Source organism: Streptomyces griseorubiginosus (assembly GCF_001514195.1).
Taxonomy (GTDB): domain Bacteria; phylum Actinomycetota; class Actinomycetes; order Streptomycetales; family Streptomycetaceae; genus Streptomyces; species Streptomyces griseorubiginosus.
The window spans coordinates 187141-203110 of the sequence record NZ_KQ948745.1; the positions used below are offsets into that span (position 1 = coordinate 187141).

Sequence of the window (15970 nt, forward strand, 5' to 3'; positions counted from 1 at the left end):
ATGGGCGCGGGGCACGCACACCGGCTGTACCGGCACGGGCACTCCCCCGTGCACGCCCTGCCGCCGCACACCAAGCTCGCGGCGGTCTTCGCCTTCGTGGTGGTCGTGGTCTCGACGCCGCGGGAGGCGATGTGGGCGTTCGGTCTGTACGCGGTCCTGCTGGGCGTCGTCGCGTACGTCGCCCGCGTGCCCGCCCGGTTCCTGCTGAAGCGGCTGCTGATCGAGGTGCCGTTCGTGGCGTTCGCGGTGCTGATGCCGTTCGTCGCGGAGGGCGAGCGGGTCGAGGTGCTCGGGATGTCGTTGAGCGTGAGCGGTCTGTGGGGCGCCTGGAACGTCCTCGCCAAGGGCACCCTCGGCGTCGCCGCCTCCGTCCTGCTGGCGTCCACCACCGAACTGCGCGAACTGCTCCTCGGCCTCCAGCGGTTGAAGCTCCCGCCGCTCCTCGTCCAGATCGCGTCCTTCATGATCCGCTACGGCGACGTCATCACCGACGAGATGCGGCGGATGCGGATCGCGCGGGAGTCGCGGGGGTTCGAGGCGAGCGGCGTGCGGCACTGGGGCGTCCTCGCGAAGTCGGCCGGCGCCCTGTTCATCCGCTCCTACGAACGCGGCGAGCGGGTGCACCTGGCCATGGTCAGCCGCGGGTACGCCGGTTCGATGCCGGTCATCGACGAGGTGACCGCGTCCCGGGCGCAGTGGTCGTACGCCCTCGCGCTCCCCGTGACCGCCCTTGTCGTCTGCGTGGTGGGATGGACCCTGTGACAGCTTCCCTCGAAGTGACCGGACTGGCCTTCGCCTACCCCGACGGGCACCAGGCCCTGTTCGGCGTGGACTTCTCGATCGCGCGCGGCGAGCGGGTGGCGCTGCTCGGGCCGAACGGCGCCGGCAAGACCACCCTCGTGCTGCACCTCAACGGCATCCTGGGCGGCGGGGTCGGCTCGGTGAAGGTCGCCGGACTGCCCGTGGACAAGCAGCACATGGCGGAGATCCGGCGGCGGGTCGGGATCGTCTTCCAGGACCCCGACGACCAGCTCTTCATGCCGACCGTGCGCGAGGACGTGGCGTTCGGACCGGCGGCGGCCGGGCTGAAGGGGGACGAGCTGGAGGCCCGGGTGCGGACCGCGCTGGAGCGGGTCGGCATGGCGGAGTTCGCCCACCGGCCCCCGCACCACCTCTCCTTCGGCCAGCGGCGCCGGGTGGCCGTGGCGACCGTGCTCGCGATGGAGCCGGAGATCCTCGTCCTGGACGAGCCCTCGTCCAACCTCGACCCGGCCTCCCGCCGCGAACTCGCCGACATCCTGCGCTCGCTGGACGTGACGGTCCTGATGGTCACGCACGACCTGCCGTACGCGCTGGAGCTGTGCCCGCGCTCGCTGATCCTGAGCGAGGGCACCATCGCCGCGGACGGGAAGACCGCCGAACTCCTCACCGACGAGGAGCTGATGCGGGCCCACCGGCTGGAGCTGCCCTTCGGATTCGATCCGCGGTCCGTGACAATGGGCGCGTGACGAACGCAGAGGACGCCGGATCACCGCTCCTTGACGACCAGTTGTGCTTCGCGCTGTACACGGCCCAGCGTGCGGTGACCGCCGCGTACCGGCCGCTCCTCGACGAGCTCGGGCTCACCTATCCGCAGTACCTGGTGCTGCTGGTGCTGTGGGAGCGCGGCGAGACGACGGTGAAGGAACTCACGGGGGCTCTGCACCTGGACTACGGCACGGTCTCGCCGTTGCTCAAGCGGCTGGAGGGCGCCGGGCTGGTCCGCCGGGAGCGGGCGGTGGACGACGAGCGCTCGGTCCGCGTCGCGTGCACGGGGCGTGCGGAGGAACTTAGGGAGCGGGCGGCTGCCGTACCGGGCGCCCTGCTCGCGGCCACGGAGCTCGACGGGGCGGAGGCCGCGCGGTTGCGCGGGGAGCTGTGGCGGCTCGCGGAACGGGCGGGCACGGCGGCGGCCCGCTCCCGCTGACGCCTCACGCACGCCGGCCCCCTCGCGCCCACACCCGCTGACCCCTCGCACACTCCCCGACCTCGGGTTACCCCGGGTTGCCGCCCCCTGACGGCAGACCTCCTCCCTACCGGCCGGTATCTTGTGCACGATGTTCTTGTGCGCACCTGTTCTGGGGGGAGCCAGCCATGAGTGACGACACCGCCGTCGACACCCGCCCGACGAAGATCATGTACGTCGCCGAGGCCACCGCGCACGGCGGCCGTGACGGCTATGTCACCAGCCAGGACGGCCAGATCGAGCTGAAGGTCGCGATGCCGCCGGCGCTCGGCGGGGACGGCAACGGCACCAACCCGGAGCAGCTGTTCGCCGCCGGCTACAGCTCCTGCTTCCACAACGCGCTGATCCTCGTCGGCAACCGCGCGGGTTACGACCTCACCGGTTCGACGGTCGCCGCGAAGGTCGGCATCGGCCCCAACAAGACCAAGGGCTACGGTCTCGCGGTCGCCCTCAGCGTCTCCCTGCCGGTCCTCGACGCGGACCTCGCGGCCAAGCTGGTGGACGCGGCCCACCAGGTCTGCCCGTACTCCAACGCCACCCGCGGGAACATCGACGTGACCATTCTGCTTGGCTGAGGGGGCAGCAGGCAGCAGTGGGAGGAGTGCGGACGTGGACGTGAACGGCACAGTCGCCGAGAGCTTCGAGCCGGTCAGGGTCGCGTTCGCGCGGAACTTCGAGGCGCTCGGGGACCGGGGCGCGGCGCTCGCCGTCTACCGGCACGGGCGCAAAGTGGTCGACCTGTGGGCCGGCACCAAGGACGTCGACGGCACCGGGCCCTGGCAGCACGGCACCGCACAGGTCGTGCGCTCGGCGACCAAGGGTGTCGCCGCCGCCGTACTCCTGCTGCTGCGGCAGCGCGGGGAGCTGGACCTGGACGCGCCGGTGGCCGAGTACTGGCCCGAGTTCAAGGCGCGCGGCAAGGAGCGGGTGCTGGTGCGGCACGTGCTCGACCACCGGGCCGGACTGCCGGTGATCGACCGGCCGCTCACCCCCGAGGAGGCCCTCGACCCACAGCGTGGCCCCGAGGCGGTGGCCGCCCAGGCACCCGTCTGGGAGCCCGGCACCGACCACGGGTACCACGCGCTGACGTACGGCTGGATGCTGGACGAACTGGTGCGCCGGGTGACCGGGATCGGCGCGGGCGAATGGATCGCGCGGGAGATCTCCGGGCCGCTCGGGGCGGAGTTCTGGCTCGGGCTGCCGCAGGCCGAGGAAGCCGCGGGACGGGCAGGACGCGTCGGCCGTGTCGAGGCGCCGGAGCCGACCGGTGCCCTGCGCGCCCGGCCCAGGCGGTCGGTCACCGAGGCCTACCAGGACCCGGACTCCCTCACCCGGCGCGCCTTCGCCGCGATCACCCCGTTCCCCGACCAGAACGAACCGGCGTACCGGGCGAGCGCGCTGCCCGCGACCAACGGGATCGCGACCGCCGACGGGCTGGCGCGGATCTACGCGGCGCTGATCGGCGAGGTCGACGGGGTGCGGCTGTTCGACCCGGCCACGGTGGAACTCGCCCGGGCCGAGGAGTCGTCGGGACCGGACCGGGTGCTCGTCGTGAACACCCGCTTCGGCCTCGGCTACATGCTGCACGGCAGCGCCTCGCCGTTCCTCGGCCCGGGCTCCTTCGGGCACCCCGGCCGCGGGGGCTCCCTCGGCTTCGCCGACCCGGAGACCGGCATCGCCCTCGGCTATGTCACCAACGGCTTCCGCAAGACGGTGACGGCGGACCCGCGGGCGCAGGCCCTGGTCAGGGCGGTGCGATCGGCCCTGTGAGCGCCGGGACCCGGTGCGCGGGCGGCCCTAGACGTTGATCGGGTGGGACGTCCGGCCGGACGCCTCGTCGATCTCGCCGTGCGCCTTGACGAGCAGTTGCATCGCGAGTTCGTTCAGCGCCCGGGCACCGGCGACCTCCTCCCCCACCCTGGGCTGGTTGCTGTCGGTGTGGTGGCGGGTGGCGTGCCCGTGCGTGCGTACCTCGGTGCCGTCCGGCAGCCGGACCATCGCCGCCGCCCGCGTGTGCTGGTCGTCCTCCTGGAACTCCAGCTCGATGTGCCATCCCACAGCGGTGTGTGTCATGACGATCGCCTCCGAAGCGTGTGTTTCCAGGGTGCTCCTCGGCGGGCGGCGGCGCACGGGGGTCAGCCGTCGGACTCCGCCGAGGGCAGGTAGGCGCCGGGGACGTCGTCGGGGGCGAAGACCTTCTTGTCGCCCGGGTAGGGCTTGGTCCAGTCGTGGGTCTGATACCACGTGTAGCGGTTCATCTGCTCGTTGTTGGCGTAGTCCGGCACCGCGTGCGGGCCGGTCAGGCGCTGGTGCGAGGCCCAGGCCCTCCACTGTGCCGCGAGCGGCTGCTCGGCCTTCGGCACGGCGGCGGACGTCGGCGCGGGGGCCGCGTCGGTGTCCTGCGCGGCCGGGGTGTCGGCGCCGCAGGAGGGCGTCGGGCTCACGCCGAGGGTCAGCGAGGTGCGGTTGGGCACCGCGGTGAACGGGGTGGTGTCCGCCTTCGGGGTGAAGGCCCCGTACATCGGGGTGGCCGCGCTGTCCTTCTGGTTCATCGGCTGGATCCCGAGGATCTGCTCGATGGTGCGGATCATGGTGATCTGCGTGTAGTAGTGGCTGTCGACCGTGCCGTGCTGGGCGTACGGGCTGATGATCTGGACCGGGGCCCGGTGGCCGTCGACGTGGTCGAGGCCGTTCTGGGAGTCGTCCTCGACGACGAAGATCGCCGAGTCCTTCCAGTACTTGCTGTGGGAGATCTCGTCGACCATCCGGCCGACCGCGAGGTCGTTGTCGGCGACCTCGGCGGCGGCGTTCGCCGGGCCGCCGGTGTGGTCGTTGGAGAACCAGAACATGTTCAGGTTCGCCGGGCCGTTCTTCTCGAAGTCCTGCTGCCAGATCTGTTCCTTGTAGATGTCCGGGACGCTGAGGTCGAACATCGGGAAGCCCTGCACGGAGACCTTGTTGAGCGAGGGGATCGCCGAGCCGGTCTGGATGGGGTACTGGGTCGGCGCCCCGGTCGCGGCCATGGTCTTGGTGTCGCAGTACAGGTTCTGCCAGGTCGCCCCGGCCGGCTTGGACTCCGTCGACTGGAACTCGCCGAAGTCCTTGACCGACTCGCCGGCCGCCTGCGCCCCGGTCCACAGGAACCCGGACTTCTGGTGGCCGAGGACGTCGTTCTCGGTGTCGTAACTGCGCGTGTACTCACCGGCGGAGGACTCGGTGTACTCCGGGTTGTCCGACTGCATCAGCCAGTTGTGGCCCTCGGCGGAGTTGGTGCCGATGTCGTAGAAGTTGTCGTAGAGGCCGAACTGCTTTGCGAGGGCGTGCTGGTTGGGGGTGACGTTCGCGCCGAAGGTGGTGAGGGCCGGGTCGCCGTCGCCCTGGGGCAGGTCGCCGTAGACCTGGTCGTAGGTGCGGTTCTCCTTGACCAGCAGGAAGACGTGCTTGATGGTCGAGGGGTCGCCGAGGCGGGCGGGGACGGGGACGGGCCTCGCGCTCCTGGCGTTCTTCGCCATGAGGACCGAGCCCGGGGTCCAGCCGTTCTGCTGGAAGACCTTGGCCGTCTGGGACCTGATCACGAGGTCGCTCGGCAGCGTGAACTCCGTCAGGCTGGAGGTCGTGTCGTGGGTGCCGTGGCCGCTGGCGGTGGTGGGACGGCGGGCGTCGATGCCCCGGGTGTTGGAGACCACGACCTTGCCGCCGGCCGTGGTGATCTCGGCGGGGAAGTAGTCGGTGGGCAGCAGGCCCACGTAACTGGCCGGTTCCTGCGGGGACTTGTAGCGGTAGACGGCGACCGCGTTCGCGCGGCCCAGGGTCACCAGGAGGCGGCCGTCGTCGGTGAGGGTCACCGCGTCGGGCTCGTAGCCGACCTTCGCCTCGGGCCACGGCTGGGTGGCGATGGTCTGGACGACCTTGTCCTTGCGGGTGTCGATCACCGAGACGCTGTTGTCGGCGGTGTTGGTGACGAACACCGTGCCGTGCTTGGCGTAGACGGCGGTCGGGTGCAGACCGACGGGGAGGGTCCGGACGTCCTGGCCGCCGCGCGTGTCGATGACGCTGACCGTGCCGGTGGTCGAGGCGCCGGTGTCGGGGTTCGCGGGCACCTGGGTGCCGTACGAGTTCATGGTGGTCTCGCCGGGCTTCGCCGGGCGGCCGCCCTCGTTGCTGACGTACAGCTTGCCGTCGACCAGGGCGATTCCGCGCGGGGCGGTGCCGACGGACCAGGTCCGCTGGACGGCTCCCGTCGCCGCGTCGAGGGCGACGACCGTGTTCTGGCCGTTGACCGCCGCGTACACGGTGGAGCCGTCGGGCGAGAAGACGGCCCCGCCCACCAGGGCCTGCTGGGAGCCGACGGTCGGGATCGGGACGGCCACCGGGTCGGCGAGGGTGCCGTCGGCGTTCACCGTGAACTTGGTGTAGCCGGTGGCCTGTCCGAGCCACAGCTGCTTGCCGTCGGGCGAGTAGACCGGGCCTTCCTGGCCGACGGCGGCGCTGCCGATGCGCAGGTCGTCGGCCGCGTTGGCGCCGATCTTCTGCTTCACCTGACCGGTCGCCAGGTCCATGATGACCAGGGCCGCGTCGCCGTCGGCTACGGCGGCCGCGAGGTGGGTGCCGTCCGGGCCGACCGTGGACGACATGATCTTGCCGTCGTCGATGACGGTCCGGCTGCCGTACGGCTTGAGGTACTGGTCGCTGGAGATGACCTCGCCCTTGACGGTGTCCTGCGCGACCTGCTGGGTGCCGAACTGGTAGGTCGAGGCGACCGCGGTGCCGGTGACGCCCAGGGCGACCGCGATGCCGGCCGCCACCAGCAGGGTCCGGCGTCTGGCGGCCGGCTGCTTCTCCCTGATACGGCGCGTTACGTGCATGGACCTATCCCTTCGAGGTGGTGTCGAGCAGGTCGACGTTTCCGTCGAACTGCCACAGCGGGTTCGGGGCGTCCCCGGTCTCGGTCCGCACCAGGAAGTAGCCGTTGACTTCCTTCGGACCGTCCCCGTCGGCCACGTACCGGCCGTCCGATCCGACGTCGAGTTGGTAGATCGCGGTCCCGGCGACCGCGGTCCCGGGCAGGTGCCAGGTCACGACACACCGCCAGTCGTTGCCCGGCCCCTCCTGCGCGGCCTGTCCGTCGCTCTTGGTGCAGGCCGCGGAGGCTCGCAGTTGGTCCTCGGTGACGGCGGGGCGGTGCAGTTGGCCGGTCTGCATCCGGTAGAGGTGGGCGAACGCGGTGGCGAGGGAGCGCTGGACCTTGGCCTGCCGGATGCCGTCCGCGGGGACGGCCACGGCGATCACCGCGACGCTGAGCGCCAGCAGACCGGCGAGCGGGAGCAGCCCCGCGGTGAACGCGCGGCGCCCGGCACCGTCGTAGGCGAGGTTGGTGAAGTCCCGCCGCAGAAACAGGAGATGAGCCAGCATGGTGGCGAGCGCGGTCCACACCAGGGAGACGGCGATCCCGACCAGGAGCGGGGCGAGCTGGGCGGGGCCGGTGAACAGGCCGTTCCAGGTGACGTAGGCGTTGCCGGGCAGGGCGAGGCGGACGGCGACGGGCAGGGGCAGCATCTGGGCGACCGACATCGCGAGCGCGAGGAGCGGCGGCAGCAGCAGGCCCGTCGGGGAGCGGCCGAGGGCGACCGACCCGAGCAGCCCGATCGCGGCGAGGGCGAGGGTGGGGGCGAGGGCGGCGGTCCAGGCGAGGAGGACCCGCGCGGCCGCGTCGCCGGGTGCCAGGAGGTGTCCGTCCAGGCCGACCAGCGGCTGGTCGCCGACCGCGGTGAGCCCGCCGACCGTGCCGGAGACGGCCAGTCCGGCCACCAGCAGCAGGACGACGGTCAGGCTGGCCAGCGCCTTCGCGGCGAAGATCCGCCGCGGCGAGCGGACCGCGACCAGCAGGTGCCGCCAGGTGCCGAGCCGGTCCTCGGCGGCGAACACGTCACCGGCGACCACCGAGGTCAGCAGCGGCAGCGCCCAGGTGCCCGCGAACCCGAGGATCACCAGCGGCCCGGCCCAGCCGGTGGCGTGCATCCAGCGGCCGAAGAGGGTGTCGGAGGGCAGGGTGCTCTGCTGCGACACCCCGGCGACGAAGAGTCCGGGCGCGATCCAGCAGGCGAGGAGCAGGAGCCGGACGCGCCACTGGGAGAGGAGCTTGCGCAGTTCGAAGCGGTAGACGCGGGAGACCGGGACCGCGGGGGCGGTGGTGGTCTCCCGGATCGCGGTGGCTGTCATCCGTCCGCCTCCCGGGACGCGGTGAGCTCCAGGAAGGCCGCTTCCAACGGCGAGACCACGGGGGCCAGTTCCCGTACGGCGATCCCCGACGTCACGAGCCGCGCGACGAGTTCGTCGAGGGCGGGCACCCGGGCGCGGACGACGACCAGCCCGGCGTCCTGTCGTACGGCCGCCTCGGCGTCGACGATCCGGACCCCGTCGGTGCCGTCGGCCAGCCGGCGCGCGGCCTCCGGGTCGGAGGTCCGTAGCCGGTAGTCGAGCGCGCGGCTGTCCGTGGCCAGCTTGCCGAGCGGGCCGGAGAACACGACGCGTCCGGTGGCGAGGAGGGTGACCTCGGAGCAGAGCGCCTCCAGGTCGTCCATGCGGTGGCTGGAGACCACGACGGCGGTGCCGTCCGCGGCGAGCCGGTCGAGCACGCCGTGCACATGCCGTTTCCCGGCCGGGTCCAGGCCGTTGGCGGGCTCGTCGAGGACCAGCAGCCGCGGCCGGGTCAGCAGCGCGGCGGCGAGCCCGAGCCGCTGGCGCATGCCGAGGGAGAAGCCGCGGGCCCGTTCGTCGGCGACGGCGGTGAGTCCGACCTCGTCGAGCACGTCGTCGATGTCCGCGGTACGTTGCCGTCCGCCCCGGAGCCGGGCCAGTGCGGCGAGGTTCTGCCGGGCGGTGAGCGAGGGGTAGAGACCGGGTCCGTCCACGAAACCGGCGACCGCGTCGGGGGCGGCGAACTCCCGTCCGACCGGGGCCCCCAGGATCTCCAGGGAGCCGCCGTCGGCGACGGCCAGCCCCAGCAGCAGCCCGAGCAGGGTCGTCTTACCGGCCCCGTTCGGCCCGACCAGACCGTGGATCTGACCCTGCGTCACGTCCAGGTCGACACCGTCGAGCGCGACGACGTCCCCGAACCCCTTGCTGATCCCACGGGCCCGGACCGCGTGCCGTGTGTCCATGAGTCCCCTCTTCCGAGTCCTCAGGGACCCTAGGGACGGCACACGACAGCGGCACGGAAGACTGACTGAACGCTCAGGGAACGAACCGTCAAAGCCTCGGCAAGCAGGCCAACGAACGGCAAACGCCGACCCGCACCGGGCCGGACCCCCAGGGGCCCGCCTAACCGGCGTGCAGCATCAGTCCGATCCCCGCGACCAGCAGACCCGCCGCGACGATCCTCGGCGCCCCGAACCGCTCCTTGAAGAAGACCGCGCCGATGGCCGCGCCGACGATGATCGAGGACTCGCGCAGGGCCGCGATCGGGGCGAGTTCCGCTTTCGTCTGGGCCCACAGGACCAGGCCGTACGCGGCCACGGAGAGGGCTGCGCCCAGGAGACCGACGGGGGCGAACGGCCGCAGAACAGGGACGAACCGACCGCGCCAGCGGGTGAGGGCGTACGCCGGGATCACCACGCCCGGCGCCACCATCAGCCAGGCGGTGTAGCCGAGGGAGGAGCCGGAGGCGCGCACGCCGAGTCCGTCGACGACGGTGTACACGGCGATGCTGAGCCCGGTCGCCAGCGCGGCGCCGATCGCCGCCCAGTCGGGCCGCCGCCCGCGCAGCCCCCACAGCGCGACCCCGGTGAGTCCCGCGCAGGACAGGGCGATCCCGGCGGCGGCCCAGCCGTCGGGCACCTCGTGGGCGAACAGGGCGGCGAGCACCGTGACGACCAGGGGCGCGGTGCCGCGCGCGATCGGATAGGCCTGCCCGAAGTCGCCGAGCCGGAACGACTTCATCAGCAGCGCGTAGTAGGCGATGTGGACGCCGGAGGAGACGAGCAGATACGGCCAGGACCCGGCCGCCGGGACCGCCGCGAAGGGGATGATCGCGAGCCCGATGAGCATGCCGCCGCCGGAGATCAGCGTGAACCCGACCAGCTTGTCGGTGATCCGGTGCGCGATGGCGTTCCAGCTGGCGTGCGTGACGGCGGCCAGCAGGACGGCCGCGGTGACGAGCGGGGTCACGAGGTGTGCTCGCGGACGTCCACGAGGGTGGCTCCGGCGTGCGCGACGAGGTCCTTGGGCGCGATGGGGAACACGGCGTGCGGATTGCCGGCGGCGGCCCACACCAGGTCGTGGTCGAGCAGCGCCCGGTCGGCGAGGACCCGGGTCCGCGTCCGGTGCCCGAACGGCGGCACGCCCCCGATGGCGTAGCCGGTCGTCTCCCGTACGACGTCCGCCTTGGCCCGGGTGACCTTGTCGGCACCGAGCTCCCGGCGCACCAGCTCGACATCGACGCGCGAGGCCCCGTCCATCAGCACGAGCACCGGCACCCCGTCGGCCGCGAAGATCAGCGACTTGCAGATCTGCCCGAGCTCGCAGCCGACCGCCGCGGCGGCCTCGGCGGCGGTCCGGGTCGCGTCCGGGAAGCGGCGGACCTTCGCGTTCAGCTCGTCGAGCCCCAGCTCCCTCAGGGCCTCGGCGAAACGGGGGTGGGCGGCGTCTGCGGTCGTCATGTCCGTCACGCTAGCGGTCGGTGTACGGGCCACGCGACCCTGTTGTCGCACGGCCCGTTCCCGCCCCCCGAAGTGCGGGACCACGACCCGTTCCCGCTCCCGCTCCCGTCGTGCAGGATGCTGCGATGACCCCGACTCCCGGCATACGCGCCTACGGCCCCCAGGACCGTGCCGCCCTCGACGACATCTGCGTCCGCACCGCGCACGCCGGCCAGGACGCGCGCCCCTACTACCGCGACCCCGGTGTCTTCCCGGCGGCCTTCGCGCAGCCGTACGCGCATCTCGAACCGGACCTGGTCTTCGTGCTGGACGACGGCGAGGGGCGGGCCGTCGGGTACGTCGTGGGGACCGCGGACACGGCCCGGTTCGTGGCGGACTACCGCGCCCAGTGGATTCCGCTCGTGTCCGACCGCTATCCGAGGCCCGCCGGGCCGCCGCGCACCCCGGACGAGGAGATCGTGGCGCTGCTGCACGACCCGGAGCGGATGCTGGTGCCCGAAGTCGCCGCCTATCCGGCCCACTTGCACATCGACCTGCTGCCCGAGTGGCAGGGGCGCGGGTACGGGCGGGCGCTGATGGGCAGTCTGCTGGGCGCCCTCCACGAGAAGGGCGTGCCCGCCGTGCACCTGTGCATGCTCTCCGCCAACACCCCCGCCCGCGCCTTCTACGACCGTCTCGGCTTCCACGAGATAGCCGTACCGGATCCCGGACCGGTCACCTATCTGGGCCGGCCCACGGCAGTGGAGAGCTGGTGAGCGGGTCGGTAGGGCGGGTCGATCGTGGAGCCGGTAAGGCGGGTCGGTCGTGGAGCCGGTGGGGTGGGTCGGTCGCGGGTCAGTCGCGGGTGACGCCCAGCGCCGGGAGGACCACGGCGTCGATGTACGAGATGAGGTAGGCCTGGGTCGGCGGCAGCTCGTCGATCATCGTGCGGGCGGCGAACCCGCCGAGCATCATGTGGATCATGAAGCCGATGGCCGGGTTGTCGGCGCGTACTTCGCCCCGGTCGACGGCCCGTTGCACGATCCGGTGGAACACCGCCATCTCGGGCTCGATGAGGTGCTCTCGGAACGCCTGGAGGAGGTCGGGGTTGCCGTGGATGGCCATGGCGAGGCCGCGCATGAGCGCGGAGTTCTGCTCCAGCTGGCAGTCGTCCGAGCGCAGGGTGAGGGCGTGCAGGTCCCCCCGGAGCGACCCGGTGTCGATCTCCTCGAGAGCCAGGCCGCCGGGCTTGGAGTGCCGCACCGCCTTCGCCACCAGCTCGGCCTTGCCGCCCCACTGCCGGTAGAGCGTGGCCTTGCTGGACCGGGTGCGCGCAGCGACGGCGTCCATGGTCAGGGTGTCGTACCCGACCTCCCGGAGCAGTTCGAGGACGGCCCCGTAGAGCTCGGCCTCGCGCTCGGGGGTGATACGGCTGCGACGTGCTGTCGTGACCTCGGTCATGCCACTCACCCTTCCGGCTCCGGACATCGAACGACACTGTTTCGTACGACACGAATGTAGCGCATCCACAAGCGAAACGAAACGGTTTCGTTCGTGTGATGGGTCACCTCTCGGTCATCCCTCGGTCACTCACGAGCCACCCCCACACGTCCGTCCGGGCGATTTTTCACAAGTTGCTCGGGTGCATCCCCCGGAAAAGCATGGGGAGGTGAGCTACCTGCGCCTTCCCCACCTGAGCGGCGACCTGCTGTGCTTCGTCGCCGAGGACGACCTCTGGCTGGCCCCCCTCGACGCCCCGGGCCGCGCCTGGCGGCTGACCGTGGACCGCACCAAGGTCGGCCACCCCCGCTTCTCCCCCGACGGCACCCGCATCGCGTATACGAGCTGGCGCAGCCTCGTGCCCGAGATCCATCTGGCCGAGGTGGACGGCGGACCGGCCCGGCGGCTCACCTACTGGGGCTCCTCGGACACCCAGGTGACCGGCTGGACCCCGAACGGCGAGATCCTCGCCGTCGCCTCCCACGGCGAGCCCTTCTCCTACTTCACCTGGGCGTACAAGGTCCCCACCGACGGCTCGCCCGGCCGCAAACTCCCCTGGGGCCCGGTCTCCGACATCCAGGTCGCCGACCGCAGGACCCTCCTGCTGACCGGCACCCCGCCGCACGAACCGGCCGCCTGGAAGCGCTACCGGGGCGGCGCCACCGGCCGGCTCTGGCTGCACGGCGAACGCCTGCTGCCGGACCTGAAAGGCCACCTCCACTCCCCCATGTTCGTCGGCGACCGGATCGCCTTCCTCTCCGACCACGAGGGCGTCGGCAACCTCTACTCCTGCACGCCCGACGGCTCCGACCTGCGCCGCCACACCGACCACGACGCCTTCTACGCCCGGCACGCGGCGAGCGACGGCACCCGGGTGGTGTACCAGTGCGGCGGCGACCTGTGGATCGTGGACGACCTCGCGTCGGCGGAGCCCCGCAGGCTCGACGTACGACTGAGCGGGCCGCGCGCGGGACGCCGTACGTACCAGGTGCCCGCCGCCCAGCACGTGGACGGCATCTCGGTCGACGAGACGGGCCGGGCCAGCGCGGTCGTCGTCCGCGGCAGCCTGTACTGGCTGACCCACCGGGACGGTCCCGCGCGCACGATCACCGACACACCGGGGGTACGGGTCCGGCTCCCGGAGATGCTCGGTTCCGTGGGCCAGGTCGCGTACGTGACGGACGCGGAGGGCGAGGACGCCGTCGAGATCGCCTCCCTGCCCCGGGCGACCGGCGACCGCGCGCCCCGGCGCCTGGCCTCCGGCGGCCTCGGCCGGGTCCTGGAGCTGGTCTCCGACCCCCGGGGTGAACGCCTGGCCATCGCCTCGCACGACGGCCGCCTGCTCCTGCTGACCGTGCCTGACAGTGCGGCTGACACCGCGGGCGCGGAGGACTCCGCCGGGGACGTCACCGACCCGAACGCCACGGAGGACTCCACCGGGCAGGTCACCGAGCTGATCCGATCCGTCAACGGCCCGGTCCGCGACCTCGCCTTCTCCCCGGACGGCAACTGGCTGACGTGGTCGCACCCCGGCATCGGCCGCTCCCTGCGCCAGATCAAGATGGCCCGCATCAAGGATCGTCTGATCGTGGACGTCACCAACGGCCGCTTCGAGGACGAGAACCCGGTCTTCACCAGGGACGGCCGCTACCTGGCCTTCCTCTCCTGGCGCGGCTTCGACCCGGTCTACGACGTCCACACCGGCGACCTGTCCTTCCCGCTCGGCTGCCGCCCCTACCTGGTCCCGCTGTCCTCCGCGACCCCCTCCCCGTTCGCCCTCAACCCCGAGGGCCGCCCGGCCGCCGGGGGCCTGGACCCGTTCCCCACCGACGAGGACGGCGACGGGGCCGCCGTGACCGTGGAGACCGAGGGCCTGGAGAGCCGGGTCACCCCCTTCCCGGTCCCCGCCTCCAAGTACTCGGCGCTGCACCCGGTCGCGGGCGGCGGCCTGGTCTGGCTGCGCTGGCCGATCTCGGGCGCCCTCGGCGAGACCTTCGTCGACCCGGACGACACCTCCGAGCGCCCCACCCTCGAACACTTCGCCGTCGGCAAGGCGAAGAAGACCGAACTCGTCGACCACCTGGACTGGTTCGCGGTCAGCGGCGACGGCTCCCGGCTGGTCCTGGTGGACGAGGGCGAGTTGCGCGCGACCCCCGCGACCGAGTCCGGCGACAGCGACTCGACCGTCTGGATCGACCTGCGCCGCATCCTCCACGAGGTCGACCCGCCCGCGGAGTGGCGACAGTCGTACGAGGAGGCGGGCCGGCTGATCCGGGCCTACTTCTGGGACCCCGGGATGTGCGGCATCGACTGGGACGCGGTCCTCGACCAGTACCGTCCGCTGCTCGAACGGGTCGCCTCCCCCGACGAGTTCGCCGACCTGCTGCGCGAGGTCCTCGGCGAACTGGGCACCTCCCACGCCTACGTCACGCCCGCCCGCCGCAACGAGGGCCCGCCGCACTACCAGCGCCGCCAGGGCCTGCTGGGCGCCAACTTCGAGCTCAGAGAGGGCGGTTGGACGGTCCGGCGGATCCTCCCCGGCGACTCCTCGGACTCCAGGGCCCGCTCCCCGCTGGCCGGCACGGGCATCCGCGAGGGCGCGGTCCTCACCCACGTGGACGGCCGCCCGGTCGATCCGGTCGCGGGCCCGTACCCCCTCCTCGCGGCGGCGGGCGGTACGACGGTGGAGCTGACCTTCACCCCGGCCGCGGGCGAGGGCGGCTCCCGCCGGGTCGCGGTGGTCCCCCTCGTCGACGAACGCCCCCTGCGCTACCAGGACTGGGTGGCCAAACGCCGGGCCGTGGTCCGGGAGTTGAGCGGCGGCCGCTGCGGCTACCTGCACATCCCGGACATGGGCGGCTCGGGCTGGGCCCAGTTCAACCGGGATCTGCGCATGGAGGTCTCCCGCCCCGCCCTGATCGTCGACGTCCGCGGCAACGCGGGCGGCCACATCAGCGAACTGGTGGTGGAGAAGCTGACCCGCACCATCCTCGGCTGGGACCTGACGAGGAACGCCCAGCCGGTGTCGTACGCCTCGAACGCCCCGCGCGGTCCGGTGGTCGCCCTCGCCGACGAGGCGACCTCCTCGGACGGCGACATGATCACGGCCGCCTTCAAACTCCTGAAGCTGGGGCCGGTGGTGGGCCAGCGCACCTGGGGCGGGGTGGTCGGCATGACCGGCCGCCACCAGCTCGGCGACGGCACGGTGATCACGGTCCCGATGAACGCGGCCTGGTTCGACGCGTACGGCTGGTCCATCGAGAACGAGGGAGTCACCCCGGACCTGGAGATCCAACGCACCCCGCTGGACTGGGCGGAGGGCAGACACGCCCAACTCGACGACGCGGTGACGCTGGCGCTGACCTTGCTGGACACGAACCCTCCGGCGACACCGCCGGACTACCGGGACGTACCGAACAGGGCGAGGCCGAAATTGCCGCCGAGATCTTGAGACGGGGCGCGGGGCGGCTTTTTGCTTTTAAGGGGCGCGGGGAACTGCGCGAGAAGCCCCACCGAGCCGCACCCGACAACGCACCCCAAAAAAACGCAGGGTGCCCTCCAACAACCAGAGGGCACCCCACACTTCAAGCCGCAACTACATGTCGTAGTCGGGGTCCATCCGCTCCTGCTCCTCGCGCCGCATCCGCTCGGACTCCTCGTCCCGCATGCGCTCGCCGTCCTGCTCGCCGCGGCGACCCCGCTGGGCCTGCTCCCGGCCCTCCTGGGCCTTCTGCTTGGCCTGCTGCTGCCACTGCTCGGACTTGTCCTGGAACTGGTCCTTGATACCCATGTGGGTTCACTCCCGTGGGGGTGAGGGAAGAGCCCCGGT

General features: G+C 72.1%; 15 protein-coding genes. 7 read left to right on the forward strand and 8 right to left on the reverse strand.

Going from position 1 to position 15970, the window contains the following annotated elements:
* The 5 genes from cbiQ to AQJ54_RS37545 all read left to right on the forward strand — a co-directional run bounded on the left by cbiQ (nt 1) and on the right by AQJ54_RS37545 (nt 3775).
* The gene (cbiQ, locus tag AQJ54_RS37525) at nt 1–762 is read left to right on the forward strand and encodes a cobalt ECF transporter T component CbiQ (protein WP_062030083.1); all 762 of its coding nucleotides are present in this window, start codon (nt 1–3) and stop codon (nt 760–762) included.
* Nucleotides 750–1508, forward strand: a complete 759-nt coding sequence (locus AQJ54_RS37530) for an energy-coupling factor ABC transporter ATP-binding protein (protein WP_062245393.1) — start codon at nt 750–752, stop codon at nt 1506–1508. The genes cbiQ and AQJ54_RS37530 overlap by 13 nt, the downstream gene beginning before the upstream one ends.
* Nucleotides 1505–1966, forward strand: a complete 462-nt coding sequence (locus AQJ54_RS37535; protein ID WP_062245396.1) for a MarR family winged helix-turn-helix transcriptional regulator — start codon at nt 1505–1507, stop codon at nt 1964–1966. The genes AQJ54_RS37530 and AQJ54_RS37535 overlap by 4 nt, the downstream gene beginning before the upstream one ends.
* A gap of 167 nt (nt 1967–2133) precedes the next feature.
* On the forward strand, nt 2134–2580 hold the full coding sequence (locus tag AQJ54_RS37540; RefSeq protein WP_020137792.1) for an organic hydroperoxide resistance protein: 447 nt from the start codon (nt 2134–2136) through the stop codon (nt 2578–2580).
* 34 nt (nt 2581–2614) lie between these two features.
* Complete coding sequence (locus AQJ54_RS37545; protein ID WP_062245398.1) at nt 2615–3775, forward strand: serine hydrolase domain-containing protein; 1161 nt, start codon at nt 2615–2617, stop codon at nt 3773–3775.
* 27 nt (nt 3776–3802) lie between these two features.
* On the opposite strand, the gene AQJ54_RS37550 is transcribed toward AQJ54_RS37545, so the two are convergent.
* The 6 genes from AQJ54_RS37550 to AQJ54_RS37575 all read right to left on the reverse strand — a co-directional run bounded on the left by AQJ54_RS37550 (nt 3803) and on the right by AQJ54_RS37575 (nt 10662).
* Nucleotides 3803–4078: a DUF1876 domain-containing protein gene (locus AQJ54_RS37550; protein WP_020137790.1), complete on the reverse strand. Its 276-nt coding sequence runs from the start codon at nt 4076–4078 to the stop codon at nt 3803–3805.
* A gap of 62 nt (nt 4079–4140) precedes the next feature.
* Complete coding sequence (locus AQJ54_RS37555; protein ID WP_062245399.1) at nt 4141–6870, reverse strand: bifunctional YncE family protein/alkaline phosphatase family protein; 2730 nt, start codon at nt 6868–6870, stop codon at nt 4141–4143.
* 4 nt (nt 6871–6874) lie between these two features.
* On the reverse strand, nt 6875–8224 hold the full coding sequence (locus tag AQJ54_RS37560) for an ABC transporter permease (protein ID WP_062245401.1): 1350 nt from the start codon (nt 8222–8224) through the stop codon (nt 6875–6877).
* The gene (locus tag AQJ54_RS37565) at nt 8221–9165 is read right to left on the reverse strand and encodes an ABC transporter ATP-binding protein (RefSeq protein ID WP_062245403.1); all 945 of its coding nucleotides are present in this window, start codon (nt 9163–9165) and stop codon (nt 8221–8223) included. Before AQJ54_RS37565 ends, AQJ54_RS37560 begins: the two co-directional genes overlap by 4 nt.
* Before the next feature lie 160 nt (nt 9166–9325).
* A complete protein-coding gene (locus AQJ54_RS37570; RefSeq protein WP_062030097.1) occupies nt 9326–10171 on the reverse strand; it encodes a DMT family transporter in 846 nt (281 codons plus the stop codon).
* On the reverse strand, nt 10168–10662 hold the full coding sequence (locus AQJ54_RS37575; protein WP_062030445.1) for a YbaK/EbsC family protein: 495 nt from the start codon (nt 10660–10662) through the stop codon (nt 10168–10170). The genes AQJ54_RS37570 and AQJ54_RS37575 overlap by 4 nt, the downstream gene beginning before the upstream one ends.
* A gap of 125 nt (nt 10663–10787) precedes the next feature.
* On the opposite strand from AQJ54_RS37575, the gene AQJ54_RS37580 reads away from it, so the two are divergent.
* Nucleotides 10788–11417 (forward strand): GNAT family N-acetyltransferase, encoded by a 630-nt coding sequence (locus tag AQJ54_RS37580; RefSeq protein WP_062245406.1) that lies wholly within the window; start codon nt 10788–10790, stop codon nt 11415–11417.
* Nucleotides 11418–11496: 79 nt separating this feature from the next.
* On the opposite strand, the gene AQJ54_RS37585 is transcribed toward AQJ54_RS37580, so the two are convergent.
* On the reverse strand, nt 11497–12102 hold the full coding sequence (locus tag AQJ54_RS37585) for a TetR/AcrR family transcriptional regulator (protein WP_062030100.1): 606 nt from the start codon (nt 12100–12102) through the stop codon (nt 11497–11499).
* 208 nt (nt 12103–12310) lie between these two features.
* Here AQJ54_RS37585 and AQJ54_RS37590 point away from each other — a divergent pair, with 208 nt between their 5' ends.
* Nucleotides 12311–15592 carry a S41 family peptidase gene (locus AQJ54_RS37590; RefSeq protein ID WP_062245409.1) on the forward strand — a complete coding sequence of 1094 codons (3282 nt, stop codon included), beginning with the start codon at nt 12311–12313 and terminating at the stop codon, nt 15590–15592.
* A 144-nt stretch (nt 15593–15736) separates the two neighbouring features.
* On the opposite strand, the gene AQJ54_RS37595 is transcribed toward AQJ54_RS37590, so the two are convergent.
* Nucleotides 15737–15931 carry a hypothetical protein gene (locus AQJ54_RS37595; RefSeq protein ID WP_062030102.1) on the reverse strand — a complete coding sequence of 65 codons (195 nt, stop codon included), beginning with the start codon at nt 15929–15931 and terminating at the stop codon, nt 15737–15739.
* Nucleotides 15932–15970 lie beyond the last annotated feature (39 nt).

Coding starts and splice junctions, on each gene's coding strand:
- cbiQ (WP_062030083.1), top strand. CDS start 1: ATGGGCGCGGGGCACGCACACCGGCTGTACCGGCACGGGCACTCCCCC.
- AQJ54_RS37530 (WP_062245393.1), top strand. CDS start 750: ATGGACCCTGTGACAGCTTCCCTCGAAGTGACCGGACTGGCCTTCGCC.
- AQJ54_RS37540 (WP_020137792.1), top strand. CDS start 2,134: ATGAGTGACGACACCGCCGTCGACACCCGCCCGACGAAGATCATGTAC.
- AQJ54_RS37550 (WP_020137790.1), bottom strand. CDS start 4,078: ATGACACACACCGCTGTGGGATGGCACATCGAGCTGGAGTTCCAGGAG.
- AQJ54_RS37555 (WP_062245399.1), bottom strand. CDS start 6,870: ATGCACGTAACGCGCCGTATCAGGGAGAAGCAGCCGGCCGCCAGACGC.
- AQJ54_RS37560 (WP_062245401.1), bottom strand. CDS start 8,224: ATGACAGCCACCGCGATCCGGGAGACCACCACCGCCCCCGCGGTCCCG.
- AQJ54_RS37565 (WP_062245403.1), bottom strand. CDS start 9,165: ATGGACACACGGCACGCGGTCCGGGCCCGTGGGATCAGCAAGGGGTTC.
- AQJ54_RS37575 (WP_062030445.1), bottom strand. CDS start 10,662: ATGACGACCGCAGACGCCGCCCACCCCCGTTTCGCCGAGGCCCTGAGG.
- AQJ54_RS37580 (WP_062245406.1), top strand. CDS start 10,788: ATGACCCCGACTCCCGGCATACGCGCCTACGGCCCCCAGGACCGTGCC.
- AQJ54_RS37585 (WP_062030100.1), bottom strand. CDS start 12,102: ATGACCGAGGTCACGACAGCACGTCGCAGCCGTATCACCCCCGAGCGC.
- AQJ54_RS37595 (WP_062030102.1), bottom strand. CDS start 15,931: ATGGGTATCAAGGACCAGTTCCAGGACAAGTCCGAGCAGTGGCAGCAG.